Origin of the sequence: Calidifontibacillus oryziterrae (assembly GCF_000331575.1) — a bacterium.
GTDB classification, from domain to species: domain Bacteria; phylum Bacillota; class Bacilli; order Bacillales; family Bacillaceae_J; genus Calidifontibacillus_A; species Calidifontibacillus_A oryziterrae.
The window spans coordinates 38931-64581 of the sequence record NZ_ANOK01000006.1 but is presented as its reverse complement, the minus strand read 5'-3'; the positions used below and the strand labels follow the sequence as shown (position 1 = coordinate 64581).

34 protein-coding genes and 1 riboswitch are annotated in these 25651 nt (G+C 35.0%); of the genes, 15 read left to right on the top strand and 19 right to left on the bottom strand.

Translation table 11 applies throughout. The features are described 5' to 3' along the window. Window positions 1-113 precede the first annotated feature (113 nt). The 4 genes from D612_RS0106100 to D612_RS0106085 all read left to right on the top strand — a co-directional run bounded on the left by D612_RS0106100 (window position 114) and on the right by D612_RS0106085 (window position 2366). Entirely contained in the window at window positions 114-1358 is a 1245-nt protein-coding gene (locus D612_RS0106100) for a hypothetical protein (protein ID WP_026092414.1), read from the top strand. A 217-nt stretch (window positions 1359-1575) separates the two neighbouring features. Beyond that, on the top strand, window positions 1576-1875 hold the full coding sequence (locus D612_RS0106095; protein ID WP_017754605.1) for a metal-sulfur cluster assembly factor: 300 nt from the start codon (window positions 1576-1578) through the stop codon (window positions 1873-1875). A 25-nt stretch (window positions 1876-1900) separates the two neighbouring features. Next, entirely contained in the window at window positions 1901-2140 is a 240-nt protein-coding gene (locus D612_RS0106090) for a DUF2249 domain-containing protein (protein WP_017754604.1), read from the top strand. 16 nt (window positions 2141-2156) lie between these two features. Next, window positions 2157-2366 (top strand): DUF2249 domain-containing protein, encoded by a 210-nt coding sequence (locus D612_RS0106085; RefSeq protein WP_017754603.1) that lies wholly within the window; start codon window positions 2157-2159, stop codon window positions 2364-2366. A 41-nt stretch (window positions 2367-2407) separates the two neighbouring features. On the opposite strand, the gene D612_RS0106080 is transcribed toward D612_RS0106085, so the two are convergent. From D612_RS0106080 to modA, 3 genes are all read right to left on the bottom strand, one after another. Then, entirely contained in the window at window positions 2408-3037 is a 630-nt protein-coding gene (locus D612_RS0106080; protein WP_017754602.1) for an ATP-binding cassette domain-containing protein, read from the bottom strand. A gap of 99 nt (window positions 3038-3136) precedes the next feature. Continuing rightward, on the bottom strand, window positions 3137-3814 hold the full coding sequence (gene modB / locus D612_RS0106075) for a molybdate ABC transporter permease subunit (protein ID WP_017754601.1): 678 nt from the start codon (window positions 3812-3814) through the stop codon (window positions 3137-3139). A 26-nt stretch (window positions 3815-3840) separates the two neighbouring features. After that, window positions 3841-4671 carry a molybdate ABC transporter substrate-binding protein gene (gene modA / locus D612_RS0106070; RefSeq protein WP_017754600.1) on the bottom strand — a complete coding sequence of 277 codons (831 nt, stop codon included), beginning with the start codon at window positions 4669-4671 and terminating at the stop codon, window positions 3841-3843. Window positions 4672-4822: 151 nt separating this feature from the next. On the opposite strand from modA, the gene D612_RS0106065 reads away from it, so the two are divergent. Continuing rightward, window positions 4823-5767, top strand: coding sequence for a helix-turn-helix transcriptional regulator (locus tag D612_RS0106065; protein ID WP_017754599.1), 945 nt, complete (start codon window positions 4823-4825; stop codon window positions 5765-5767). Window positions 5768-6000: 233 nt separating this feature from the next. Beyond that, the gene (gene cspD / locus D612_RS0106060; RefSeq protein WP_017754598.1) at window positions 6001-6201 is read left to right on the top strand and encodes a cold-shock protein CspD; all 201 of its coding nucleotides are present in this window, start codon (window positions 6001-6003) and stop codon (window positions 6199-6201) included. A 145-nt stretch (window positions 6202-6346) separates the two neighbouring features. Here cspD and D612_RS0106055 read toward each other — a convergent pair whose 3' ends face one another. From D612_RS0106055 to D612_RS0106010, 10 genes are all read right to left on the bottom strand, one after another. Beyond that, window positions 6347-6484: a FeoB-associated Cys-rich membrane protein gene (locus D612_RS0106055; RefSeq protein WP_017754597.1), complete on the bottom strand. Its 138-nt coding sequence runs from the start codon at window positions 6482-6484 to the stop codon at window positions 6347-6349. A gap of 28 nt (window positions 6485-6512) precedes the next feature. Continuing rightward, window positions 6513-8540, bottom strand: a complete 2028-nt coding sequence (gene feoB, locus D612_RS0106050) for a ferrous iron transport protein B (RefSeq protein ID WP_017754596.1) — start codon at window positions 8538-8540, stop codon at window positions 6513-6515. Next, window positions 8537-8770 carry a FeoA family protein gene (locus D612_RS0106045; protein WP_034726086.1) on the bottom strand — a complete coding sequence of 78 codons (234 nt, stop codon included), beginning with the start codon at window positions 8768-8770 and terminating at the stop codon, window positions 8537-8539. Before D612_RS0106045 ends, feoB begins: the two co-directional genes overlap by 4 nt. 314 nt (window positions 8771-9084) lie before the next feature. Next, window positions 9085-9315 carry a molybdopterin converting factor subunit 1 gene (moaD, locus tag D612_RS0106040; RefSeq protein ID WP_017754594.1) on the bottom strand — a complete coding sequence of 77 codons (231 nt, stop codon included), beginning with the start codon at window positions 9313-9315 and terminating at the stop codon, window positions 9085-9087. Continuing rightward, complete coding sequence (locus D612_RS0106035) at window positions 9312-9788, bottom strand: molybdenum cofactor biosynthesis protein MoaE (protein ID WP_154649452.1); 477 nt, start codon at window positions 9786-9788, stop codon at window positions 9312-9314. Before D612_RS0106035 ends, moaD begins: the two co-directional genes overlap by 4 nt. Window positions 9789-9796: 8 nt before the next feature. Then, a complete protein-coding gene (gene mobB, locus D612_RS0106030) occupies window positions 9797-10321 on the bottom strand; it encodes a molybdopterin-guanine dinucleotide biosynthesis protein B (RefSeq protein WP_017754592.1) in 525 nt (174 codons plus the stop codon). Then, window positions 10312-11580, bottom strand: a complete 1269-nt coding sequence (locus D612_RS0106025) for a molybdopterin molybdotransferase MoeA (protein WP_017754591.1) — start codon at window positions 11578-11580, stop codon at window positions 10312-10314. Before D612_RS0106025 ends, mobB begins: the two co-directional genes overlap by 10 nt. A 262-nt stretch (window positions 11581-11842) precedes the next feature. Continuing rightward, the gene (locus tag D612_RS0106020) at window positions 11843-12154 is read right to left on the bottom strand and encodes a metal-sulfur cluster assembly factor (protein WP_017754590.1); all 312 of its coding nucleotides are present in this window, start codon (window positions 12152-12154) and stop codon (window positions 11843-11845) included. 114 nt (window positions 12155-12268) lie between these two features. Beyond that, window positions 12269-13078, bottom strand: a complete 810-nt coding sequence (locus D612_RS0106015; RefSeq protein ID WP_017754589.1) for a ThuA domain-containing protein — start codon at window positions 13076-13078, stop codon at window positions 12269-12271. A 15-nt stretch (window positions 13079-13093) separates the two neighbouring features. Continuing rightward, window positions 13094-13831: a glycerophosphodiester phosphodiesterase family protein gene (locus tag D612_RS0106010; protein WP_017754588.1), complete on the bottom strand. Its 738-nt coding sequence runs from the start codon at window positions 13829-13831 to the stop codon at window positions 13094-13096. A gap of 170 nt (window positions 13832-14001) precedes the next feature. Between D612_RS0106010 and D612_RS0106005 the strand changes: the two genes are divergently transcribed. The 3 genes from D612_RS0106005 to D612_RS0105995 all read left to right on the top strand — a co-directional run bounded on the left by D612_RS0106005 (window position 14002) and on the right by D612_RS0105995 (window position 15422). Beyond that, the gene (locus tag D612_RS0106005; protein ID WP_017754587.1) at window positions 14002-14808 is read left to right on the top strand and encodes a Cof-type HAD-IIB family hydrolase; all 807 of its coding nucleotides are present in this window, start codon (window positions 14002-14004) and stop codon (window positions 14806-14808) included. Window positions 14809-15021: 213 nt separating this feature from the next. Beyond that, window positions 15022-15180 (top strand): hypothetical protein, encoded by a 159-nt coding sequence (locus D612_RS19730; RefSeq protein ID WP_017754586.1) that lies wholly within the window; start codon window positions 15022-15024, stop codon window positions 15178-15180. Between the two features lie 2 nt (window positions 15181-15182). Beyond that, entirely contained in the window at window positions 15183-15422 is a 240-nt protein-coding gene (locus D612_RS0105995; protein ID WP_017754585.1) for a DUF3813 domain-containing protein, read from the top strand. Between the two features lie 118 nt (window positions 15423-15540). Here the strand turns inward: D612_RS0105995 and D612_RS19930 are convergent, their stop codons facing one another. The 3 genes from D612_RS19930 to D612_RS0105980 all read right to left on the bottom strand — a co-directional run bounded on the left by D612_RS19930 (window position 15541) and on the right by D612_RS0105980 (window position 18077). Further along, window positions 15541-16506, bottom strand: coding sequence for a methyl-accepting chemotaxis protein (locus D612_RS19930; protein ID WP_017754584.1), 966 nt, complete (start codon window positions 16504-16506; stop codon window positions 15541-15543). Window positions 16507-16659: 153 nt separating this feature from the next. Continuing rightward, window positions 16660-17166 (bottom strand): Gmad2 immunoglobulin-like domain-containing protein, encoded by a 507-nt coding sequence (locus tag D612_RS18660; RefSeq protein WP_017754583.1) that lies wholly within the window; start codon window positions 17164-17166, stop codon window positions 16660-16662. Between the two features lie 68 nt (window positions 17167-17234). Next, complete coding sequence (locus D612_RS0105980; protein WP_017754582.1) at window positions 17235-18077, bottom strand: YitT family protein; 843 nt, start codon at window positions 18075-18077, stop codon at window positions 17235-17237. A 214-nt stretch (window positions 18078-18291) separates the two neighbouring features. Here D612_RS0105980 and D612_RS0105975 point away from each other — a divergent pair, with 214 nt between their 5' ends. Together D612_RS0105975 and D612_RS19395 are read left to right on the top strand one after the other, a co-directional pair. Beyond that, a complete protein-coding gene (locus D612_RS0105975) occupies window positions 18292-19155 on the top strand; it encodes a DegV family protein (RefSeq protein WP_017754581.1) in 864 nt (287 codons plus the stop codon). Window positions 19156-19254: 99 nt separating this feature from the next. Beyond that, window positions 19255-19398 (top strand): DUF3941 domain-containing protein, encoded by a 144-nt coding sequence (locus D612_RS19395; protein ID WP_017754580.1) that lies wholly within the window; start codon window positions 19255-19257, stop codon window positions 19396-19398. Between the two features lie 247 nt (window positions 19399-19645). Here the strand turns inward: D612_RS19395 and D612_RS0105965 are convergent, their stop codons facing one another. Beyond that, the gene (locus D612_RS0105965) at window positions 19646-20524 is read right to left on the bottom strand and encodes a CvfB family protein (protein WP_017754579.1); all 879 of its coding nucleotides are present in this window, start codon (window positions 20522-20524) and stop codon (window positions 19646-19648) included. A 228-nt stretch (window positions 20525-20752) separates the two neighbouring features. On the opposite strand from D612_RS0105965, the gene D612_RS0105960 reads away from it, so the two are divergent. Continuing rightward, entirely contained in the window at window positions 20753-21244 is a 492-nt protein-coding gene (locus D612_RS0105960; RefSeq protein WP_017754578.1) for a YajQ family cyclic di-GMP-binding protein, read from the top strand. Window positions 21245-21331: 87 nt separating this feature from the next. Here the strand turns inward: D612_RS0105960 and D612_RS0105955 are convergent, their stop codons facing one another. Further along, window positions 21332-22228, bottom strand: a complete 897-nt coding sequence (locus D612_RS0105955) for an EamA family transporter (protein WP_026092412.1) — start codon at window positions 22226-22228, stop codon at window positions 21332-21334. A 149-nt stretch (window positions 22229-22377) separates the two neighbouring features. Between D612_RS0105955 and D612_RS0105950 the strand changes: the two genes are divergently transcribed. Beyond that, window positions 22378-22761, top strand: coding sequence for a YueI family protein (locus D612_RS0105950; protein WP_017754576.1), 384 nt, complete (start codon window positions 22378-22380; stop codon window positions 22759-22761). A 240-nt stretch (window positions 22762-23001) separates the two neighbouring features. After that, a complete protein-coding gene (locus D612_RS17965; protein WP_017754575.1) occupies window positions 23002-23214 on the top strand; it encodes an aspartyl-phosphate phosphatase Spo0E family protein in 213 nt (70 codons plus the stop codon). Here D612_RS17965 and D612_RS20095 read toward each other — a convergent pair. Beyond that, entirely contained in the window at window positions 23164-23358 is a 195-nt protein-coding gene (locus D612_RS20095; RefSeq protein WP_220095727.1) for a DUF6366 family protein, read from the bottom strand. The genes D612_RS17965 and D612_RS20095 overlap by 51 nt on opposite strands. A gap of 141 nt (window positions 23359-23499) precedes the next feature. After that, window positions 23500-23586, top strand: a riboswitch (SAM riboswitch). A 197-nt stretch (window positions 23587-23783) separates the two neighbouring features. On the opposite strand from D612_RS20095, the gene D612_RS0105940 reads away from it, so the two are divergent. Further along, window positions 23784-25646 carry a bifunctional homocysteine S-methyltransferase/methylenetetrahydrofolate reductase gene (locus D612_RS0105940; RefSeq protein ID WP_017754574.1) on the top strand — a complete coding sequence of 621 codons (1863 nt, stop codon included), beginning with the start codon at window positions 23784-23786 and terminating at the stop codon, window positions 25644-25646. Window positions 25647-25651: the final 5 nt, after the last annotated feature.

The following is a 25651-nucleotide window of genomic DNA, read 5'->3' as shown; positions in this document are numbered from 1 at the left end:
TCTATATCCTAAACGCTTATAAAAATTATGATATCCGTGATTTGAATCACTATAATTGCGATTGAAAATGGTTATCATAAAATTATGAGCTAAAGGAGGTAACTCGTTTGAGTATGATGCCGACTCTCTCCAAAACAGAGACGAATATTAAATTGCCTTTTTCGTTTATTTTTTACAGCCTTGTTGCGTTTTCTATATCACAGGTGTTGTTAATATTTAGCGGTAGCTTTGTATCTAATGGTGTATTTCGAATACCCCACTTATGGATGATTGCGCACCTTCTATTGCTAGGATGGGCACTAATGGTAGCAATGGGGGCAATGTATCAGCTTGTTCCAGTAGTTTTTTTAACGCCAATTTGGAATGAAACATTTGGATTTATTCAATTTGTAATAACTGCAGTTGGTATAACAGCATTTGCTTTATCATTGGCATTTTCTCCGGCATTTATAATCGTATCCGGATCACTGACGTTTATCGGCATTTTGATGTTCTTTTTTCAAATGATTATGACCATTCGGAAACAATCAGAAAAGAATATTTTTACGCTTCTTGTTGGCAGTGGATTAGTTTGCTTATTACTAGCTATTTCTTTAGGGATTTTACTTTCTGCAAGTATCGGGGGAAATATCTCACTCGCAAACCATGTTGCAGTTTTAAAAAGTCATATCGTATTAGGTGTGGCAGGATGGTTTACGCTACTTATATTTGGGTTTTCTTATAAAATGGTGCCGATGTTTTCTTTATCACACGGCTTCTCTATGAAATTAAGCAAGCCTGTTTTAATAATCTATTTATTTGGTCTTTCTGTAACCATTGCCTCGTTCTGGCTTGAAAGTAATGGTTGGTTTCAACTAGGTTTGATATTGTTATTTATCGCTTTTTCGATATTTGTCTGGCATATTAAAGAAATTATCGATAAACGATTAAAGAAAAATTTAGACAAACCATTTATGTTTTCCCTACTTGCCATACTGATTGGATGGGGTATTCACCTTGCTTCTGTTATCCTAGCTTTTATATCAGTTTCACAAGTAACTTTTGGAATTATCTTATATTTATACACTTTTGGTTGGATCATATTTAGTATTCTAGGTTATTTATACAAAATTGTTCCTTTTTTATGGTGGACATATCGCTATAGCAAAGAAATGGGTAAACCTGGTGTTCCGACCTTAAAACAGCTTATGAATGAAAAACTAGGTTTGAATTTATTTATTATTTTTTTGGTTTGTTTAATTGGTTTAATAATTGCATTCACATTTCAATTACCGACTTTTTATACACTTGTACAATTTATCATTGCTACAGCATCCATAATCTTTTGCACTGCAATCATTAACGTTGTCAGAAAATAACTAAATACTTGACTATGTTAAACTTTGCTGTTGAATTTCGTTCTAGGGACTTCGCTTTCCGCGGGATCGCGCCATGCAACCTCGCTCACTTCGTTCGCTGTGGGGTCTTGGGCTGTCTCGCTGTCCCGCAGGAGTCTACGTGTCTGGTACGAATATGACCAAAATCAACATTGTGCTATAACACAGCCAAATAATTAATTATTAGGAGGAGAAAAGTATGAATTTAAAGGAAAAGGTCTTAGAGGAATTAAAAGCAGTTATCGATCCTGAGTTAGGAATTAATGTCGTTGATCTAGGATTAATTTACGAAATCAATATTGATGAACAAAATAATGTCGATATTACAATGACATTAACCACACCAGGCTGCCCATTACATGACAGTATTACAAGCGGTGTAAAAATTGCACTTGAAGCAATGGATGAATTGAATAATGTAAATGTAAATCTCGTTTGGGAGCCAGCCTGGTCTCCTGATAAGATGAGTCCGGATGCTAGAAAATTTCTAGGTGCTTAATACTATATAAAAATGGGGTGATATCATGACTAAGGAAGCTGGAAAAGTAATTGAATTAGATGTACGTGAAGATATTGCAGGGAAATTAGACCCGTTTCAAAAAATTATGAATGCAATTGGGCCGTTGGAATCAGGAGATATTTTAATTTTACATGCACCGTTTAAACCAACTCCTTTATTAGGAGTATTGGGATCAAAAGGCTTCTCAAGTGAGGCTGAAGAAATTGATGAAGAACATTGGAAAGTTACATTTGTAAAAAATTAATGAGGAGCTAAACTAAATGATGCTTGATAATCGAGGACTAGAACCACCACAACCAATGATGAGAACTTTAGCTGCCCTTGAAAACCTTGATGAAAATGAAGAATTAGTTATTATAAATGACCGCAGACCAATGTTTCTTTATGAGGAATTAGATGAAAAAGGCTACAGCCATAGCACGATTGAACTCGAGGATGGTAGCTTTCAAATAACAATTAAAAAACGTTAATAGGTTTTTCTAAAAAGTTAAAAGGTAGTTCTTGCAAAAATTTAAGCTAGAACTACCTTTTCAATTTTTCCTTCTTTTATAAAAAAAATTCGATCTCCCAATTTTTTTGCCTCATCAAGGTCATGGGTGACCATCAATACCGGAATATTCCACAAATCGTGGAGACGGATAAGTTCATCCTGACACTGTTGTCTTGTTTCTTGGTCTAAGGCTGAAAACGGCTCATCGAGTAGTAGTATAGAGGGTTCAGTAGCTAACGCTCTTGTCAGGGCAACTCTTTGCTTTTCTCCACCTGAAATTTCTAGGGGATATTTATTTAATAAATGCTTTATCCCTAAAACTTCTATAATTTGCTCCGTTAACTCGTAATTTTTCATTCCATAATAAATATTTTTCTTAACTGTCATATGAGGAAACAAGGCGTAATCCTGAAAAAGATAACCGATCTTCCTTTTTTGAACAGCAAGAGGCTTCTGTTCATGACTAAAATATACGTCGCCATTATTTGCAATAGCGCCTTGGTCCGGGTTAGTTAAACCAGCAAGACAGTTTAAAATTGTTGTTTTACCGGAACCAGACGGTCCAAATAAAATTGCAATTTCATCGTTAATTTCCATATCAACTTCTACTTTGAAATGAGGCAATTTTTTTTCAATTTGAATTGATAACATATATAAATCATCTCCAATATGTACTTCTGTAGAATACTTGTGAAGTACGAGCGTAAGTTGCTGGAAAATTATTATAGGTGAAGCACCATAAATGTTCGTTTATTTTTTTGTTACATATTTCATCATATTGCGTTTACTCCACCAATTTAACCACATAATTGTACTAAACCCTAAAGCAACAATAATGATAACCCAAAATTTCGCAACATCTGTTTGTCCTGTTTCAACTGCAAAGTAAATTGCCATTGGGATCGTATCCGTTTTATTTGGAATATAGCCAGCAATCATTAAAGTGGCACCAAACTCTCCTAACCCTCTTGCAAATGATAATACAAGTCCTGCAAGAAGACCCGGCCACGCTAGCGGGAAAGAAATCGTCCAAAATACTCGCCATTTAGAAGCTCCCATAGTGAGAGCTGCATTTTCTAAGTTATGATCATACTTTTGGAAAGCTGCCGATGCACTTTGATACATAAGTGGAAAGGAAACCACAATTGCAGCGATAACCGCTCCAAGCCATGTAAATACAATTTGGATATCAAATAAGTTAAGTAACAAACTTCCTATTGGTCCATTCTTTCCAAATAACATTAATAATCCGAACCCAACAACTGTTGGCGGAAGAACTAAAGGTAAAAGTATAATCGATTCAATAATCGTCTTTCCGAAGAAATCCCGCCTTGCCAACCATCGTGAGATAAGTAATCCAACAATAAAGACAATAACGGTGGAAATACTTGCTATCTTTAATGAAAGAATTAACGGAGAATAGTTCATATATATTAACACCTACAAGTAAAATGTTATTTTACAAATCCATACTTTTCGAGGATCGCTTGACCTTGTTCACCTTGTAAAAAATTAATAAATTTCTTTGCTTCTTGCTTATTTTTGCTTTCAGCTGTAACGGCAGCTGGATAAATGATAGCTGAGTGCCATTGTGGTTGTGCTTCCGCCTTTATTGTAACTTTATCAGATGTTACAGCATCACTTAAATAAACAATCCCCATATCAGCATTACCTGATTCCACATAAGTTAATACTTGACGAACATCTTGCCCAAATACTAATTTGGATTGAACTCTTTCCCATTTACCAATTGCAATTAACGCTTCTTTTGTATACCTTCCAGCTGGAACACTTGTTGGTTCTCCGACAGCAATGTGCGTTAAGGTAGAACTATCAATATCTTTAAAGGAATTTAAGCCTAATTCATTGTCTTTATTCGTAATAAGAACAATCTTGTTGCCAGTAAAATCGACCCTTGTATTCGTAACAACTAACGATTTGCTTTCTAATTCATCCATCCACTTCGTATCTGCCGATAAAAATATATCAACTGGGGCACCCTGTTCAATTTGTTGCGCTAACTTCCCTGAACCACCAAGATTAAAGGTTAAGGTTACCTCTTTATGTTCTTTTTCATATACATCTTTCATTTCGTTAAGAGCGTCTGTCAAACTAATCGCTGCTGAAATTGTTAACTCTATCTGCTTCACATCGGATTGAACTTCATGCTGTGCTTGTTCAATACCTACGTTTGTATGTTCCTCTACCGCCTTATTTTGACTACATCCAATTACAGCTACAAATAGTAATAGAGCTATTAAACCGACGTGAATTTTTTGAATCATTTTAGCACCTCCGATACTATAATTAGTTATATTTAATTATAAATAGTTATATCTAATATATTTTTAATTATAGTTAGTTATATTTAGGGTGTAAATGTTAGAATATGAACAGACAATGAACTTTATATCCTTGAAATAGGAGAGGATCAAATTGAGAAATGAATCCTTTACAACTGAAGAAATTGCCCGAATTTTGAAAGTGTCAAAGTTGACTGTATATGATCTAATTAAAAAAGGAGAATTACGCTCTTATCGTGTTGGGAGACAAATGAGAGTCGATGCAACAGATCTTGAAAATTATAAAAGAAAAGCTAAAGGTCTCACGTTTATTGAAGAACAAAGAGTAACAGACGTTACAGTGAACTCTCTTCATTCAATACAAACTCCAGCTTCAAATCGGTCGATCATCATTAGTGGACAGGACATGAGTCTTGATATTTTATGCAAGTATATTGAAAAACAGACAAAGCTATACAGACCTCTTCGCTCCTACGTGGGTAGTCTCGAAAGTTTATATTCAATGTATAAAGGCGAAGCGGACATAGTAAGTACACATTTAATTGATGGAGATACGTTCGAATACAATATTCCTTATATTCGTAAGCTTTTCGTTAGCGAACATTTTATTGTTATCAATCTTATTTCACGTTGGGCTGGCTTTTATGTAAAAAGCGGTAATCCATTACACATTCAAACATGGAGAGATCTCGTTAAAAAAGACGTTACATTTGTTAATCGTGAAAAAGGCTCTGGGGCCCGAACCTTCGTGGATGAAATGTTGAGAATTCATAATATTATAGATTCCGAAATTAACGGATATGAAGACGAAGAAACAAGTCACCTTACTGTTGCAGGAAGAATTGCGAAAGGTCTAGCTGACGTGGGAGTAGGAATTGAGAAAGCCGCCCGTATGGTAGAAGTAGATTTCATTCCGTTGACAAAAGAAAGATATGATCTTGTTATTTTGAAAACAGAGGAGAATAAGGAACTAATAAAATTGTTATCAAACATTCTTCAATCAGATGAATTTAAGAAAGAACTCTCATCAATTGGATATGATATCTCGCAAACAGGTATCGTTATTTTTGAACAGTAAAGGATGGATGAAAAATTGAAAAGCCTCAAAATTGACATTGATCCAAACGAATGTTATTCTATATAAGACCGTTTCCTTCATATATAAGTTTGAATCGTAATGAACTATCGTTGGTACACTAGAGTTGTGTTCTGTCTCCGATGATACATACGTTATATTAAATTTATGTAAGTAGTTAATGGTTTAAGATAATAAGCACGAATGAAAGTGCAAGGAATTTAGGAGGCAAGCACATGCAAAATGGTAAAGTAAAATGGTTTAACGCAGAAAAAGGTTTCGGTTTTATCGAAGTTGATGGTGGAGATGATGTATTCGTACACTTCTCAGCAATCCAAGGTGATGGATTCAAAACACTTGAAGAAGGACAAAGCGTAGAATTTGAAATCGTTGAAGGTAACCGTGGACCTCAAGCTGCTAACGTTGTAAAAAGATAATAAGGCAGTTTATTAGAAAAATACGTAATTTGCTCACAACAGCAAATTACGATGTCTTTTCTTATGCTTTAATCTTTAAACAAGGTTAAACTTTCGTAAAGTATAATAAAGGATGTTCCAACTATTTTGGAACATCCTTTTTATATTAATTACATTTTGTATGACAAGAATTTTTCGCAGAACAAGCAGCACATTTACCCTGTTTACTTCTTTTAATATGGCGAAATAGCGCCCAACCTGCATACCCAAAGATTGCCGTTCCAATGGCAATATTGATCAACATGTGTAACCCTTCCTTCTAAAAGAGTTTTTTACGCAAAACCAAGTATCCGGCCGAATTGATAAATGATTAAACATAATATATATGCTAGAGCCAATGCATATCCCATTGAAAATGCCGTCCACTTTGCAGAACGTGTTTCCTTTTGTATCGTTGCAACCGTTGCTAAGCATGGGATATATAACAATACAAATACCATAAATGTAAAAGCAGATAGTGGTGTGTATGCAGATGCCATTAACCCTTGCAAAGATTCCACATCCGGCACATGATAAATGATATTCATTGAGGAAACCACTACTTCCTTAGCCAAAAAGCCTGTTAGAAGTGATGCACCAGCCTGCCATGTACCAAATCCAAGCGGTGCCAACAAAGGAGCCACTATTCCACCTATTAGTGCCAAATAACTTTCATCCATATTTACTGCTATCCCTGTTGGACCAACATATGTTAACAACCATATAATTACTGATCCTGCAAAAATAAATGTACCTGCTTTTCGTACAAAACCTTTTCCTTTTTCCCAAGTGCTTCTTGCTAGTGTTGCAAATTGAGGCACCCGATAAGGGGGTAACTCAATTACAAATACGGATTGCTCACTTTTTAAAATTGTTGCAGAAAATACTTTAGCTAAAACAAATGCCATAACAATTCCCAATACATATAGAGCTAGTACAACAAAGGCTTGATGTGCAGCAAAGAAAGCACCAACAAATAACGCATAAACAGGGAGTCTCGCCGAACAAGACATTAGCGGAGTTAATAATGTTGTAAGGAGACGTTCCTTTGGCTGCTCAATAGTTCTTGCAGCCATAACGCCCGGTACATTACACCCAAAGCCGATTATCATAGGAATAAATGCCTTTCCATTAAGACCTATAGCTTCCATAATTCGATCCATAACGAGCGCTACCCGAGCCATGTATCCTGAATCCTCTAAAAAAGAAATAAAGAAAAACAGAATGAAAATTTGCGGTACAAATACTAGTACCCCACCAACACCAGAGATAATACCATCTAGTATTAGTGACTGGATAAAGTCAGAAGCACCAATACTAACTAGTCCAATAGATATCCATTCTGTAAGAGGTCCTGAGAAAAACGCATCCAGCGCATCTGATAACGGTGAACCCAACCAATCAAAAGTTAACATGAACATAAAAAACATAAACAATAAGAAAATCGGAATACCAAAATATTTATTTGTAACAATAACATCGATCTTTTCAGTTAAAGTCTTTTTGTTAACACTTTTTCGCTCGGCTGCTCCATCCAGTACTTGGTCAATATATTGACGTCTTACTTGATAAATAATTTGGTGAAGGGATTTTTCATTACCTTCTTCAATTAATTTTTCTTCAGCCTTTTTCGCTATATCAGATAATGCTCCGCTATCAACAAAATTCTCTAAATATCGTTGAACCGCTTCATTTCCTTCCAGAAATTGAATTGCCGTCCATCGCAAAGGTGGCAACTCCATAGTAAGTTTTGTTTTGGAGTTAACAATTAGCAGGCTAATTTGATCAATCGCTTTTTCAATAATAGAACCATAAAAAAGTTGAAGCGGTGTCCTCTTTTGGTCTGAAATTGTAACGAGACGATTACTTAACTCCTTACAGCCTTTACCTGTACGTGCGACAATGGGTACAATAGGAACACCAAGCTGTTCAGCTAATAAGTTTTCATCAATCCGAATACCGCGATTATTCGCAACATCAATCATATTTAAGCCGATAATTAAAGGCTTCCCATATTCTAATAGTTGAACCGTTAACTGTAAATTTCGTTCTAGCTGAGAGGCATCCACAATATTTAATACTTCAGAAAAAGATTCATGAAGCAAAAAATTTGTGACAACAGACTCATCTCTTGATAGCGGGTTTAATGAATAAATTCCAGGTAGGTCAATGATGTGTCCTTGTTTATTTCGGAGTAAGCCAATTTTCTTTTCAACTGTAACCCCACTCCAGTTCCCAACATATTCATAAGAACCTGTTAAGGCATTAAAGAGCGAGGTTTTACCTGTATTCGGATTACCAAATAACGCTATTTCAATCATCGCTTCTCCACTCTAATAGTTGCGGCTTCATTTCGACGTAAACCGACACATTGACCTAACGTTTCAATCATACATGGACCACCAAAAGGCATATTACATTTAAGACATATTTCAGAGCCTTCACTTATACCCATATCTATTAATCTACGTTTTACTAACGTACTTACAGTAGAAAAATCTTTAATTTTTGCTTTTTCTCCTTGCTTCAAATCGGATAGTAACAAGGTCATTCCCTCCACATCTGTAAAATGAGTATCATCTATAATATTCTGTTATGTGGCATTTTAAACAATCTTCTATTGATAACTATTATCATTATTAATTATAAATAAAATATCACACTTTTTCCACTGAAAGTGTGACAAATTTCAAAATAATTGATAACATTTATCATCTACAAATCTATTTTACGACGCACTTTATGATAACGCCATGATATTTATCACATTTTTCCGAGCCGTATAATCGAACTTCATAAGGACAAAAAAGACATGAATTTCTCATGTCTTGTCTTTGTATATTCTTACTTTATAATTTCTGTTTCTCATCCACCACTTACTGGGGGAATTAAGGCTACTGTATCGCCTGCCTTCAATTCCATTTCATCCTCTGCATATTCTTCATTAACAGCAACCATAACAGCTTGAAAAGATACGTTATACTTCCCAGAAAGCTTTTGTTTTAGCTCACCAACAGTAATTGGTAGCTCCGACCAATTTATTTTAGAGTCACCGATCGCCTCTTGAAGGTGGGCAAATAATAGGATATCTATCATTTTTCTAGCTCCTCCTTTATCTCATCTAAAAGTTCAGGCTTTCCAGAAGGATAGGCTGTTTTTTCAAGCTGATCACCAATCCACTTTTCTCCATCCTCCCAAAACTCTTTTTTCCATATCGGTACAATTTCCTTAATTCGTTCGATTGCGTAGCGACTGGCTTCAAAAGAGTGAGCCCGATGTGGAGTTGAGACAGCAATAACAACTGCAATATCAGAAATATCAAGATGGCCGATTCGATGAGTAATGGCCACTATAGCTTCAGGCCATTTTTCCTGAATTTCCGTTCCAATTTGCGCCAATTTCTTCTCAGCCATTGGAACATATGCATCATATTCTAGGTGTAGTGTCTTTTTCCCACGTGTTAGTTCACGAACCGTACCAATAAATGTATTAATTGCCCCCGCTTCACGGCGGACAACCTTTTTTGTTACCTCTTCCATTGATATTGGGTCTTTCGTTATTAAAAACATCTGTTCACTCAATTAAATCTTCCTTTCAAATAAGATCCAATCCAAGTTAAGTATTGCTCATCATCATTTATGAAAAAAGTTGGTACTTTATGCAATAAAGTATCAGGCTTATACCAACAAATTGCCAGTACAATATGATCCAATTGACTCAAAAGCTGTTCATCTTCCCTTGACCTTAAAAGAACAATTTTTGGAAATTCAGCTTTTTTAAACCCCTCTACGATAGCTAAATCAATTGGAAGTCTTTCATATAAGGATAGCATATTGTGTAACGTCCATCCTGACGAATTCATTGCAAATAATTGCAATACACCTTCACCTTCTACACCAGTAACAATGGCTCCAGCGTCGCGATGCTTCGCACTATCTTTTCCCTCATCAGAATTTTTTGGGACACCGCCATGACCATGATGCTTAAGAGTTGCTACTTTTATTCCACTTTGACTCAGGCGTTTTACAATTTTTGTCACAAGCGTTGTCTTCCCACTATTTTGATAGCCAACAATTTGTAAAACAGGAATGCTTACGCCCATGGCCACTCGCTGCCTTTTAAGTCCTCCATCAACAATACTTCTACTTCATCGCCTTTTTCAAATCCCCTTGTTCCACCTGGTAAAATCATAAGCGAATCTGCATCAACTAAAGATGTTACAACATTTGATTTATCAAGACCCGATGGCTCTACATATAATTTTCCAGCACGATATACTAATTTACTTCGGACAAATCGAGTAAAAGGATTAGCTTTTGGAAAATCCGCATCTAAAGTAGCAGTTACTTTCTGTAAGTGTGGTGTGCTAGACATATACCAGCTCCGAATAATAGGTCTTGCATATAACTCAAATCCAACAAAACAGGCTGAAGGATTCCCTGATAGTCCAAATAACAGTTTTCCGTTATATTGGGCAACAGTCGTTACACTACCCGGGCGCATCGTAATCTTATTAAACAAAATCTCCGCACCCAATTTCTTATAAATCTCAGGCATATAATCATAATCACCTACCGATACACCACCAGTGGTAATTAACATATCAACTTCATCCAATGCACTTTTTACAGCATTATAGCATGTATCAAAATCATCCTTTAGCTTACCATAATATTTAGCATTTGCACCAACGCGTTTAATTTGCGCTGCAATCATATAAGAATTACTATTACGGATTTTCCCGGGTTCCATTTGTTCATCTACATCTAGTAGCTCTGTCCCCGTAGCATATAATCCAACGATTGGCTTTTTAACAACAGGAACTTTTGCATAACCAAAAGTGGCTAACAGTGCTTTAATTCCAGGGTTTATGACACGACCCTGTTCAACAAGAATCTCTCCTTCCTTTGTTTCAGACCCTTGATAAGACACATTCTCCCCTGGTTTATGTCGTCGCTTTAGCACCATATAAGGCTTTCCATCTTTTTCTATATCTTTTGCAAGCTCTAGCATAACAACAGCATTACATGACTTTGGCATCAATGCTCCAGTCATTATGCGAATTGCTTGAAATGGACCTACTTCTTTTTTCGAAATATGACCTGCACCAATTTCCTCAATAACTTCAAATTCAATTGGATTCTTTTGTGATGCATTTGCTGAATCTTCTGCTCGAATCGCATAGCCATCATACGGCGCACGATCAAACGGAGGTACATCATGACTAGCCTTTACTGGTTCACCTAAATATCTTTGATCACAGTCATTTATAGAAACATATTCTATCGAACCTTGTTTGGCATATTTCATAACACGTTTTACTGCTTCAGATACTGCAATCGGATCTCTTCTATCAAGCACTAATTGTTGCCTCCTTCACTACGGAACAAATTATGATTATTTTTATTGTTTTCATGGTAATAATATACTCATTGTAATTATACACATAATCATTGACTGTGATTAAATTCACATACACCATATTTTGTTTATATGAGAAAACTCCATTTTATGCCCTTATAATCTGATTTGTGGCTTTAAATGGAGTTGTTACAAATTTATGATATTGTTAATACTTCATATTGACGGGTTAATTCATTAAACTTATCCTTATTCCCAATAATTAATCCGGAATTCCTAATGCAATTTTTGCATATCGTGACATTTTATCCTTTGACCAAGGTGGATTCCAGACAATCTCAACTTTTGTTTCTTTTATTTCCGGTAAATCAGATAATACTCTTTTAATACTACCTTCAATTTGTCCAGCTAGAGGACATCCCATGGAGGTTAGCGTCATCGTAACTGTTAAAACGCCATCTTCATTTAGATCAAGTCCATAAACTAGTCCTAAATTAACAATATCCACACCAAGTTCAGGGTCTAATACATCCTCCAAAGCGCCCATAATATTTTCTTCTAAAGCTTTGTCCATTTATATAATCTCCCTTCATTATCGTGGTCTCTTTATCATTATATCGGAAAACTATTACTAGTGTTATTAATATGCAAGAATGTCTACAAATAAGTTTTAACCATTCATGTAATTCTAATGCACAAAATTAATAACATTTGCTAACAAATGGATTAATTTCCCATTAGGGTTTTTTATACTCTTGCATAATCCATCTTCCCCTTTATCACCACTATTAATCCATATCAATCTTCCATTCTCGTATTCTTTTAATGCGAAAAGTGGTATCTCCTCTGTCATCCCATTGTATTTAATCTCGGATACTAATAATTTATGAACTGCTTCATCCCATTCTCCCCAACATACTTCTTGATCTTCCAACAAAAATTTATCAGGTAAGCCTTCAAGAATAGGATGATCCTTATACGTTTCATTTACTTTATAAATAATCGGTTCATCAACAGGTTGGAATTTAGTAATTTTGCAGCCGAAGGCAACTTGAAATTTCTCGTTTTTTGTTCTTCGATATAAAATATCGTGGGTGCCGACAAAGGTTCCACCTTTAGCTACATATGAAAGGATCTTTATTTGGATTTTTTCTCTAATTTTATTGTTACTTGAAAGCTTTGTTACGTCAGATACGAAAAAGTTCACTAAATGTACGTGTTTCGTAAGCAATGGATAGAATAGAATTTCTTCCGGTGCATTCAATGCAATATAATGAAAATTATTATTCCTACTTTTTAATGACGCTATTATATTGTCTGAATAATATTTTTCATCATCATTCCAAATAAAAATTACTTTCTTACTAATAAATTTAAATTTTATGTAATGAATAAATACTAATACATATATTCTAAATTTTGAGCTTAATGCATATATGAATACAATCGCTGATACAATAAAATTTGATATAATGTTAGTTAATATTGTTTCAAACACTTGCTTTCACCACACTCAATTTAAATATAAAGGATTAAATCCTTCAAAAACGACATTTTGACAAACCTTTAATGCTTGTTTATATTTTTCTTCCGATTTAGCCGTCCAACCTAAAATCGGTATTTCTCTTTGGTTTTTATACCTCATTGGTAATTTGTGGAGATAATCTATTTCATAGTTAATAAAATGAGGCTGGCTCACATTGTTTAGTAATAAATTGCTTAATATAATTTTTTTATAAAAGCTTAATCGTTCACCATTAAAACTACCTGATAATTGGCCTCTAGGAATATGAGGAGCATTTTGAACAAACCATCCGACAGAATATGGATTGAACGATTGGATTACAAATTCTCCTTTGTAATGTTTTAATAACTCATACGTATACTTTTCGAAGTTACCTACTTTTCGTTTGTTTTTTAATTCAACCATTAATGGAACTTTTCCATTAACTAACTCCAAAATATCACTAAAAAGGGGAATCATTTCTTCGGTTTCTAATAATTTCAACGTGCTTATTTCACGATAGGTGCACTCTCTAATATTTTTATTTAAACCAGTCATTCGTTCTAAGTTTTCATCATGAAAGACAACTACTTTGTTATCTTTTGTAACCTGTAAGTCCAGTTCTATTGCAAAACCTTCTTTAATTGCACTCTCAAAGGACCCTACTGAATTTTCTGGTGATTCGCCATTATGGAAGCCGCGGTGGGCGATATACATATTTGTTAACCAACCAATTTTTTCGCTCAATATTAGTCAACCCCCTTCTGAAGTAAGATTCAATAATAAATTTATTCCATTTATCCACTATTTTTAAGCTAAAGATATTTTTGATTATAGCATGTTCATAGACAAATGAATAAACAATAATTACACTTGAATTATCTTACAATAAGTTAATTTACGGAAAGGATATTTATATGAAACCACATTTAATTGCTGTTGACCTTGATGGTACATTACTAAAAGATGATAAAACTATTTCTAAACGGACTTTAAATTCTATCAAAAAAGTCCGTGATCTTGGCCATCATGTCATGATTGCTACTGGTAGACCTTTTCGAGCTAGTAATATTTACTATAAGCAATTGGCTTTAGACACACCCATCGTAAATTATAATGGTGCTTATGTACACCATCCAATGGATAACAAATGGAAGATATTCCATTCAACTATTGACTTGCAGGTAGCCAAAAAAATAATTGATACTTGTAACAAACACAATATAAAAAATATAATGGCACAAGTTAAAGATAATGTATTTCTACAAAGCTACGACGAAACGATTATGGAATTTATATCATTTGGAAACCCAACTATTGAAACTGGACATATTAAAGAAAAGCTGAAGGACAAACCTACATCTATACTAATCCATACATCAGACGAAAATGTGGATCACATCCGTGAGCAGTTAACGATGGAGGTTGGAAACTATATAGATCATCGAAAATCTGGTGGGCCTTGGAATGTGATTGAAATTATAAAAACAGGAATTAATAAGGCCGTAGGATTGAAAAAGGTGGCTGACTATTACAATATTCCTACTGAACGTATTATTGCCTTTGGCGATGAAGACAATGATCTAGAAATGCTTCATTTCGCAAATTATGGAATAGCAATGGGAAACGCAATTGACAAAGTAAAATCAATCGCAAATGATGTAACAGAAACTAACGAAAAAGACGGCATAGCACATTACTTAGAACAGTTTTTTAAGTTATAACATTTTTTAAGTCGAGCTAAGAAAGCTAAATTAGTAAAGTATACTACTTAGTTTTCCAAATAGGCCTTTTTTGTAATGCAAACATTATTTGCCAATTGAACAAGTATTTGTTCTTATCCGTTTTACATATCTATAGTAAACCTGATTCACACTAAAACATAAGTCAGTCCATTTCTGACGTTTTGCATAAATCCAGAATTAGGGGGTATATTCGTGAGCAAAAAAAGTAAATCGAAACGCTTTTACCAACAAAGTGCTGATTCGATCCAACGCCATAGTGAGCGAATACCTTATTACACAACCTTAGCAGAAGCTGAGGAGCGACAACGTAAACACGATAGCCAAATTAACAATTCACTTGGGGGATTATAATAATGGGAAATAGACTTTTCCAATTAGCTAAATCTGCCGTTCATAATGTTGAAACTTCCGTTCAATCAGCTAGTTCCAATCCAAATCTTACCGAGGTACAAGCAAAAATTAAAGTTGCAAAAAATGAGCTTTCCTCAGCATTTGCAAATTCTAGCTTTGCTGAAAAACAGCAGCTACAAGAACTTCAGCAAAGACTTGATAAAGCCCAAGAATCATTAACAAATTTTGACAATACCGATTAATTTATTCTCCACTATTAGAAAGACACGGCTTTCTGCCCACAATGGCGGAAGCCGATGTCCTTTCTTATACTTTAATCCTTTAACAAAGTTAAACTTTCTTAAAGTATAAAAATAGGGATCAGACGAGCTGATCCCTTACATCTTTTAGTCGATTAATACCAGCTTCAAGTTTATTATCAACAATTTTAGCGTCGTCGATATGCTTTAATATTGCGGTATTAACTTCCATAAATATATCGTTTGTTAAACTAATTTCCGTTATAACATCTGCACTATATTCCTTTTGTTCCTCTATCGTTTCCATCACATCATTTACTTCTGACTGAACGATTTGAATCACCTTTAAAATATTATCAATTTTCTCAGTTGTCGTCGTACTAAGCTCAATCCCATCATTTACAAACTGAATATTTTTTTCATTCGCCCTTAAAGCTCCATCTATTTCTTGTTGTATTCTTTTCGTTAGTTCGCTTATATTTTTCGTACTATTGGCAGTGTTCTCGGCAAGCTTCCGTACTTCACTTGCAACAACAGCAAAGCCTTTACCATGCTCGCCAGCTCGGGCAGCCTCGATTGATGCGTTCAGTGCTAAAAGGTTTGTTTGTTCAGCAATATCAGTAATAACCTTTACTATATCCTCAATCTCTTTTGAACGTATACCTAATTTTGTCATACTTGAGGAGGTTTCTTTAGATTGTTCACCTAGATGTTTAATTAAAGACTCCACCTTACTTACTGAATCACGACCTTCTTCCGATTGGCAAACCATCTCTTTTGTTGATTTGATTAGTGCTTGTCCCTTTTCTGTCATTGTATAAGAGATTTCTTTTGATTGTTCACTAATTGTAGTAACCTTATCAAAGCGTTGCTTTATCTTCAGAACAAGTTCAGCCAAATCTCCATGCTGACCATTTACAACTTCATGCTGTTCGATTGTAGAAATTAAATCTTTATATAATCCATCCAAAAACATTTTAATATTTCCATCTGTATTTTGATTATTCTTTTTCGCATCTTTAAGTTGTTCTTGAAGATTCGCAATTTCGGCTTTTAATTGATTTATCTCATTTCTTCTTCCGAACATTCAAAACCCTACTTTCTAGTAAAATACATATAATAATACTATAACACGAACTAAAAAAATGTATATAAGAATACTGTTTAAACCATTAATAATTGAAAAAAGCCCTCGTGAATTCACAAGAGCTTATAATAATATTTTTACAAGTTTACTATTTTATGGCTGAAACTGATCAAGCTTTACGTTGTAATAATTTATCTCTGTATTATCTTTCGCACTATGCTCATATAATGTCAACGTTAGCGTGCCATTATTTGGTAGTTGATCTTCAGGAATTGTGATATTTAACTCAAATGGCTCCCATGTTGGGGCACCTTGGGCCACCTCTACTTTAGTTTCTTCAATTAAGTAATTATGACCTTCCTCCACTGCATAGAAAAAAACGCCCTCAAAAACACGTGCTTCTCCTTTTACGACATAGTTCCCTTTTTCCCCGGTTGCTTCAATATTACGGAAGGCATTGTTTTCATCATCGTCTTGATTATCATCCTTAATTTCTTCTTGTTGATTTTCATTATCTCTGTTTTCAACTTGTTCATTTTCAATCGTTTGACGATTTGTTGGATCAGTACTATTTTCGTTATTTTGCGTTGCTGTCCCACAAGCAGCTGTGAAAATTAAGGCAACTAAAACAATATACATATAAAATTTGTTGAGTTTCATCTTTAGGTCACTCCTATTTGAGTTCTTATTAATTAAGTCGTCAATTCCAGAAAAAAGTTTCACTACTATTAATCTTTGCGAAAGACACCTAAAATTCCTGCTGTTTGGACGATATTTGTAAAAGCTTGTGGATCAACTTGTTTAATAATACGCTCTAATTCAAATAACTCATATCTAGTTATAACGATTAACAGCAATTCTTTAGGTTGTTTCGTATATGAACCCGTTGCTTGAACAGTAGTAATTCCTCTCACTAATCGTTCATGAATAGCTTCTTGAAGCTCTTTACCTTTATTAGTAATGATCATTGCAGTTAACTTTTCATGTCGAGTATGGATCACATCGATAATACGTGTTGAAACATATAGCGTAACTAATGTATACAATGCTTTTTCCCATCCATAAAGAAGCCCAGCTGTAATAATAATAACAGAATTTATAATAAAAATATATTTGCCAATTGGCCTATCTTTTTGTCTTGATAATACCAAAGCAATAATATCAACACCGCCAGTTGATGCTCCCCATTTTAAAGTGAATCCCACACCGATAGAAGAAATCACTCCCCCAAACACAGCGTTTAATAAAATGTCATCTGACACTGGATTAATCGGTATTAATTCCAGAAAAAAAGTCGTAACTGCAACACTTATAAAACTATATATTGTAAACGCCTTTCCAACCTTAAGCCACCCTAATACAGCGACTGGAATGTTTAAAATAAATAATATGATCCCCGTTGAAATTGTAAATGTTGTATATTCTGAAAAAATACTCGAGAGCAATTGAGAAATTCCAGTAAAACCACTTGAATATACATTTGCAGGGATTAGAAATAAATTTAAACCAATAGCACTTAACAATGCACCTATAAATACGATTCCAAGTTTTTTTAATTGTAACAAAGCCAAGGGTGTTCCCTCCTTAGTAGCTTTTATAAACACATTATTTGCATTTTTTCATCACAATACTATTTTTACTGTGTTAATTGTCCGAGAACCTTACTACCTTTTAAAACTTAAATTTTTAACGATACATAAATTGAAATTTTTTGAATATAAACGTACAATGTGGGAAAGAAGGTAACATTTTCTTTACTCTTAAATTACGAAGGGGACGATTCGAATGCGTGTTAAAATTATCGCTGATAGTGCTTGTGATTTACCACAGGATATTATTGAATCCTTACATATAGACTTTCTTCCTCTTGTTGTGCAAATTGATGAACAACAATATTATGATGGGGAAACGATCCAACCGAAAGAGTTATATCAAATGATGAGAGAGGGAACAGTTGCAAAAACATCCCAAGTTCCACCCTCTCGTTTTGAGGAAACCTATATTAAATATGCTGAGAGTAAACAACCATGCATTTATATCGCTTTTTCCTCAGAGTTATCTGGTACTTATCAAACCTCAACACTAGTTAAAACTGATATTATTGAAAAATATCCTGATTTTGATCTTACAATTATTGATTCCAAATGTGCCTCTCTTGGTTATGGGCTTGTTGTTAAAAAAGCTGCGGAATTAGCTGAAATAGGGAAATCTAAAGAAGAAATAATAGAGATGGTTACTTTTTATTGCAAGCATATGGAGCACCTTTTTACAGTTGATTCTTTGGAATACCTATATCGCGGGGGCCGTGTTAGTAAAACTTCTGCATTTGTTGGCGGTTTATTAAATATTAAACCTATATTAAACGTTGAAGATGGTAAGCTCATACCTCTTGAAAAATTAAAAGGAAGAAAAAAGGTTTTAAAACGGATCGTCAAACTTTTAAAAGAACGCGGATATAAATTAGATAAGCAATGTATCGCGATTAGCCATGGTGATGACTTAGAAACAGCACAATACGTAAGAGATTTAATTAAAGAAGAAACCGGGTGTAACGACTTCCTTATACATACTATTGGCTGTTCAATTGGCGCACATACTGGTCCTGGAACGATTTCAATTTTCTTTCTGAATCAATTTCCGAGCGAATAAAAAGATTTATTCACTTCCAACTTGTGAAATCCGCAAGCATAATTTGTTATTGACCAACAAAAACTATTGTGGATGATGCAATTAGGAAGGAGCGTTCATATGCAACCGTGGAATTCGATTGATAAGGATAATGATAAAAAGCCAAATGATAACAATGCTAAACGTGCAAAGAAAAACGAAATGCGTGAGGCGAACCGCATAGCTGGTAAACGACAGTTTTCTAAAGAAACAGATCATTTATAAGCATAATAAAGAATCAGTGGAGAATATAAACCCCACTGATTTTTTTATTGTTTAGGAAATTAAAAAAATTTGATCCTGTGGATAAATACTATAGCACAGAGAGTAGTCGTCCAGCGACTAGTAAACATCGCTCATCTCTTTTGCGATAAGTCAACATCGACTCGTCCCTCGACGTGTTTTCTTTATCTCAGTCGATGCGCTCTTAGTTTATACGTCGCTAATCAGGGCGCCTATAGCTTTTGTTCCTTCATTCGCCTTTTTTGAAATATGTCCATCCTTTCTCTTGGTACACCTTTCCTTCTTTCATTAGGCGACCTAATGCCCGTTTAAAAGCCCCTTTGCTCATTCCGAAGCGAGCTTCAATATCGTCAGGATCACTTTTATCCCAATACGGCATCGCCCCATTGCGGGATTCCATATAATCAACAATCTTTTCAGCGTCATCCCCCATTGCTTCATGCTTTCGTGGTAATAATGACACGTTAACGGTACCGTCTTCCTTTACACCAATAATTCTTCCGGATACCTTCTCACCTATACGCGGCTCCTCTTTTCGCTCGCTTTCATGAATAAAACCTAAATATCCATCATCTGTAAATATGAACGAACCCACATATAATGTTCTATATATACGACCTGTCACGTTTTTATTCATTAGCGAATGATCAGCACTGTTTGCTATTTCAAGAAAATCAACTTCTTTTGCAAGTTTTACAAATAGCCGTCCATTATGGCCAATTTCTAGCGTACAATAAACTTCATCATCCACTTTCGGCCACACCGTTTCAAGTGGTGGCAAATCATCCTTTGACAGTAATATTGCTTTGTCAATGCCGATATCAACAAAAACACCAAAGTCAGACTTAACCTCAACGATTTTTGCCCATCCGAATGTATCAAGCGTAATGGTTGGTAGCGTCATCGTGGCAGCTAAACGCCCTTGTCTATCATGATATAAAAACACACTAATCTTCTTGCCCTCGATTACCTCTCCTTCTAATAACCCTTCCTTAATCTCATTATGATGAAGCAATACTTCAGTTTCGCCATCTGTAAGGAAATAACCAAACGGAGCTTCGTGCGAAACATGTAAAGATGTAATTGTTCCTGGTTTTATGTTCGTCATATTTATTCCTTCCCTCTAAGTTTTTAGTCGCGCCCGTCTTCCTAAACCCCTCATGACTAAAATCACGGGTGTGTTGGGCTAATTAAATAATGAAAGTAGCGAGTATTCTGAGACGCTTATTCATCAATTCATCAGTTTATTCTAGTTTTACCATATCTATTATGTTGCATTTTCGCAACAATTAATAGAAAATTAAAGCAAACCGACAAATTTTTGGAGGGATGGAATATGTCGAAGGAAAGTTCATTTGATATTGTTTCAAAAATAGATACACAAGAGGTATCAAATGCAGTCACAATGGCGCTTAAGGAAATTGGAACACGCTATGATTTTAAAGGAAGCAAAAGTGATATCACACTTGAAAAAGAAGAGATTGTACTCATTTCCGATGATGAATTCAAGCTTGAGCAACTCAAAGATGTCCTCGTTAGCAAATTAATAAAAAGAAACGTTCCTACAAAAAACTTGAATTATGGAAGGATTGAACCTGCATCAGGTGGAACTGTACGCCAACGTGCCAAACTTGTTCAAGGAATCGATAAGGATAACGCAAAGAGGATTAATAATATCATTAAAGATTTAAAGCTGAAGGTCAAATCACAAATTCAAGATGACCAAATCCGCGTCACAGGTAAAAGCCGTGATGACCTCCAACAGGTAATCTCAGCAATTAAAGGTGCAGATTTGCCGATTGATGTGCAGTTTATAAATTATCGATAAGTTATCACCCATATGCTTCTTTTTTCACCAAAAAACAACTCTAACCACGAGCTAGAGTTGTTTTTAGTTTTGTTTATGTAACAATTATTACTTTACATTTACATTGACTTGCACTTTATTGAGCTTTTTCTGAGGAACGAAAGAGATAATAAAAATCGCAAAAAATATCAAAGTCACTCCTAACCATGATTGCAACGTAAGTGTTTCGCCGACAATAAATGCGCCAAGCAAAGCGGCTGTAAGCGGCTCAAACAACGAAAGGGTTACTGCTGTAGAAGCTGGAATTTTAACTAAACCTTTTATGAACAATAAATACGCAATCGCAGTTGCAAATACACCAAGATATAAGCTTGTTGCAACCCCATTTAACTCGAGTAACCATGACAAATCAAAAATGAATAATAGCGGGCTTAACAAGCACGCACTAAGTGTAAAGACAACAGCTACAACCGCATCTGGTTCATGTGTCTTTAAAAGTTCTTTGCTTATTAAAGTATAGGATGCAAATGACAGCCCCGCACCTAAAGCCAATAGGATCCCAATTGGCTTAATCTGAACTGCGTTGTCATTTGTGAATAGCAAAAGACAACCTACAATTGCAACACCAGTTGCCAGCCACCATGACTTTTGGGGCATCCTTTTCGTAAATAACCATTCTAGCATTCCTGCTAAAATCGGTGAGCTTCCAATAGCCACGACCGTTCCAACAGCAACTCCTGTCATTTTGACTGCAGAAAAGAAAAATGGCTGATAACAAGCCATACATAAAGCAGCCATAAAAACTGTTTTGAAAGTCCACCCCTTTAAATTTAACTTTCTTCTAATTAGCAAAAACAATAGTAACGTCGTACCACCAAATGCCAACCTCATTGCTCCAAAAGAGATCGGATGAGTGTTTCCGGGGGCAAATGTTTGAGCAGTACCCGTTGTACCCCATAAAATAGCTGCAAATAAAACAAATAATAATGATATTTTATCCTTCATAACGACCCCTTTCCCACCCAAAATTACATGCATATCATAAATTATCTCATGAATGTGTACAATTTTTAAACAAAAAATTGCACCTTCCTTACATGAATATAATATATACGTAAATTATAAGGATAGTACATTTTTGAAGGGATGAAATCATGAGCAAAGATGTTAATGACATTTTACAAGAAGGAATATATGGAGTGAAAGAAATAAATCCGGCTGAAAGGAGAAAATTCTTAGGTACGTTAAGAGAACGGGTTTTAGCAGTTCTATCGACAACACAGGTCAAGGAATCAGGAACATACAAAGAGATTGAGGAATTAATGGCTGAACATCCCAAAGTAAAGCTAATACTGAATGGGGAACTAAGTTATCACCATCTAAGTGATTACATTAAGCTAGCCAACAAACATAACCTCTCCTTTACTATTTCTAGTAATTTAGAACACGAAACGGATATTGGACTTGTACTTGCATATGATTATGCAATTGACCAGGAAGATATTTATATCGATACACAACAAAATTCAAGTGGATGAGGACCATTTATCATTGCTTTCGACAAAATTTTTATATGCCATTTCATGGACAAAGTATATATATATGCACAATTGGAATTCCGATTAAGTTGTTCAAAAGTCAGAATTATTGACTTTTGGGCAGCTTGTTTTTTTGAGTCATTCAAACAGTCTATTTATATTCTGTGACAGATTTCACTGCAACCTTACTTTGGAAAAGGTAAAATTATCATTAATAATACATAGATAGGGGAAAATGTGATGACAGCTACCACAATAACCCAAAGAAAAGAATTGTTAAATACGCAAATTAAAGACATGAGAGCGCAGCTTATTAATGTCGGTCTTCAATATGGGTTTACAAATGCTGCAACAATTCAAATTAGCCAAAAATTAGACAAGCTTATTAATGAGTACCTTCGCTTAGATGCTACATTGACTCAACCCAAAAATCAGACTAATTATTACAACTAAAGTTAGTAGTATTGTAAGACCATTCCCTTTTAATAATTCCTGAGGCTGGCCGCTAAAAGAACGATCAATAGCATCTTTAGCGATACCTGTCGGAGTACTTTTTTGCTCTTCAGTAAGTAGTTTATCATCCCTTTTTTTTATCATGTTCATACCTCTTTCTAAGTTCCTTAAATGAACAACTTACCCCCATTATTATAACATTTTTACAATTTAGATGATTCATCTTGTCAAAGAACCTATATTATAGTAAATTAGGAGAAACTATAATACTACCATAAGTATTAATTCTTATCACGAGAGGTGGAGGGACTGGCCCTTTGAAACCTCAGCAACCAGCTTATATGTCAGGTGCTAATTCCAGGGAGATAAGAAGAAGAATTGTACGCTAAATGTCTTCTTCTATTTGAGGAAGACATTTTTTCTGTGAAAAATTTGCTGAATCCCTTGTGCAGTCAATATCACATTAGTAACGAAATAGTTTTTATCATTCCAGAAACTAGATTGGAACTATATATCCGCAATATTTCAAAGTCAAGTTGAAACTTTAAATAAAGTAGTAGGTGAAAATTATGACACTATTAAAAGCTTTACAAAGTCGAATATTAATAGGTGATGGTGCAATGGGTACCCTCCTTTATTCCTATGGGGTTGATTTTTGTTTTGAGGAACTAAATCTTTTGCAACCTGAACAAATTACCCAAATTCATAAAGCTTATATAAAAGCGGGTTCAGATGTTATTCAAACAAATACATATGGTGCAAATTTCCTAAAGCTTTCTCGATATGGGCTTGAGGATCAAGTTAACAACTTAAATACTGCTGCCGTCAAACTGGCAAGGACAGCAGCTAGTGATACTAAAACTTATGTTTTAGGCTCTTTAGGAGGAATTCGCGGAATAAAAAAGAGTGCCGCAACTATTGAGGACATAAAAAATTCATTTCATGAGCAGCTTGACAGCTTGTTAATAGCTGGTGTCGATGGACTACTTTTGGAGACCTTCTATGACTTAGAGGAAATCAAAACTGTACTTAGCATTGCACGGAAAGAAACTAATCTACCAATTATTGCACAGGTTGCCATTCATGAAGTAGCTGTTATACAGGACGGAACTCCGTTAGCTGATGCACTTTCTCAGCTTGAAGATCTCGGAGCGGATGCTGTTGGTTTGAATTGTCGACTTGGTCCACATCATATGATAAAAGCTCTTGAGGTTGTCCCTATTCCAAAAAAGGCCGTTCTTTCTGTTTATCCAAATGCCAGCTTACCAGATTATGTTGATGGAAGATTGATTTATGAATCAGATGCTGAATATTTTGGAGAATGCGCCCTTAGTCTTCGAAGTCAAGGAGTCCATCTTATAGGTGGCTGTTGTGGAACAACTCCAAAACATATTGCCGCAATTGCAAATAAATTAAAAGGATTAGATCCAATTAGCAAAAAAGAAGTTCAATCATCATCTCAGAATGAACTATTAGTAAAGGTACAACCTGAGCCAAACGAGCCGATTGAACCACATTTACATGAGATTGCAGCTACTAGGCGTTCAGTTATCGTCGAATTAGATACTCCGAAGACATTAGACACCACTAATTTTCTTACTGGTGCAAAAGCTCTCCACGAAGCTGGAATTGATGCCTTAACGATGGCTGATAATTCACTTGCCTCTCCGAGAATATCTAATGTTGCGATGGCTACCCTTGTCAAAAATAAGTTTGGAGTAAGACCACTCGTCCACATTACTTGCCGTGACCGTAATTTAATTGGATTGCAATCTCATTTAATGGGGTTAGACGCTTTAGGAATTAACCAAGTATTAGCTGTTACTGGAGATCCTACAAAAGTAGGAGACTTCCCAGGGGCAACCTCTGTCTATGATCTTTCTTCTTTTGAGTTAATTCAGCTTATTAAGCAGTTTAATACGGGCATTTCTTTTTCCGGAAAACCATTGAAAAAGAAAACCTCCTTCTCAGTGGCTGCAGCTTTTAATCCTAATGTTCGCCACTTAGATAAAGCAGTGAAAAGATTAGAGAAAAAAATTGAGTTCGGTGCTGATTATTTTATAAGCCAACCGATCTATAATGAGGACCAATTCATTAATGTTTATGAACAAACGAAACATCTAAATAAATCAATTTATATTGGGATTATGCCACTAACTAGTAGCCAAAATGCCGAGTTTATTCATAATGAAGTACCAGGTATTAAACTTACCGATGATATTCGATCTAAAATGGCACTTTGCGGAAATGACCGTGAAAAAGCTACTCGAGAAGGGATCGCTATTTCAAAAGCTCTTATAGATGTTGCGTTTGATTTATTTAATGGGATTTATTTAATTACCCCATTTATGCGCTATGATCTTACAATTGAACTTGTGCATTATATAAATAAAAAGGAACAGAAGCTAAAGGAAAAAAAGTTAAAAGTTTAATAACA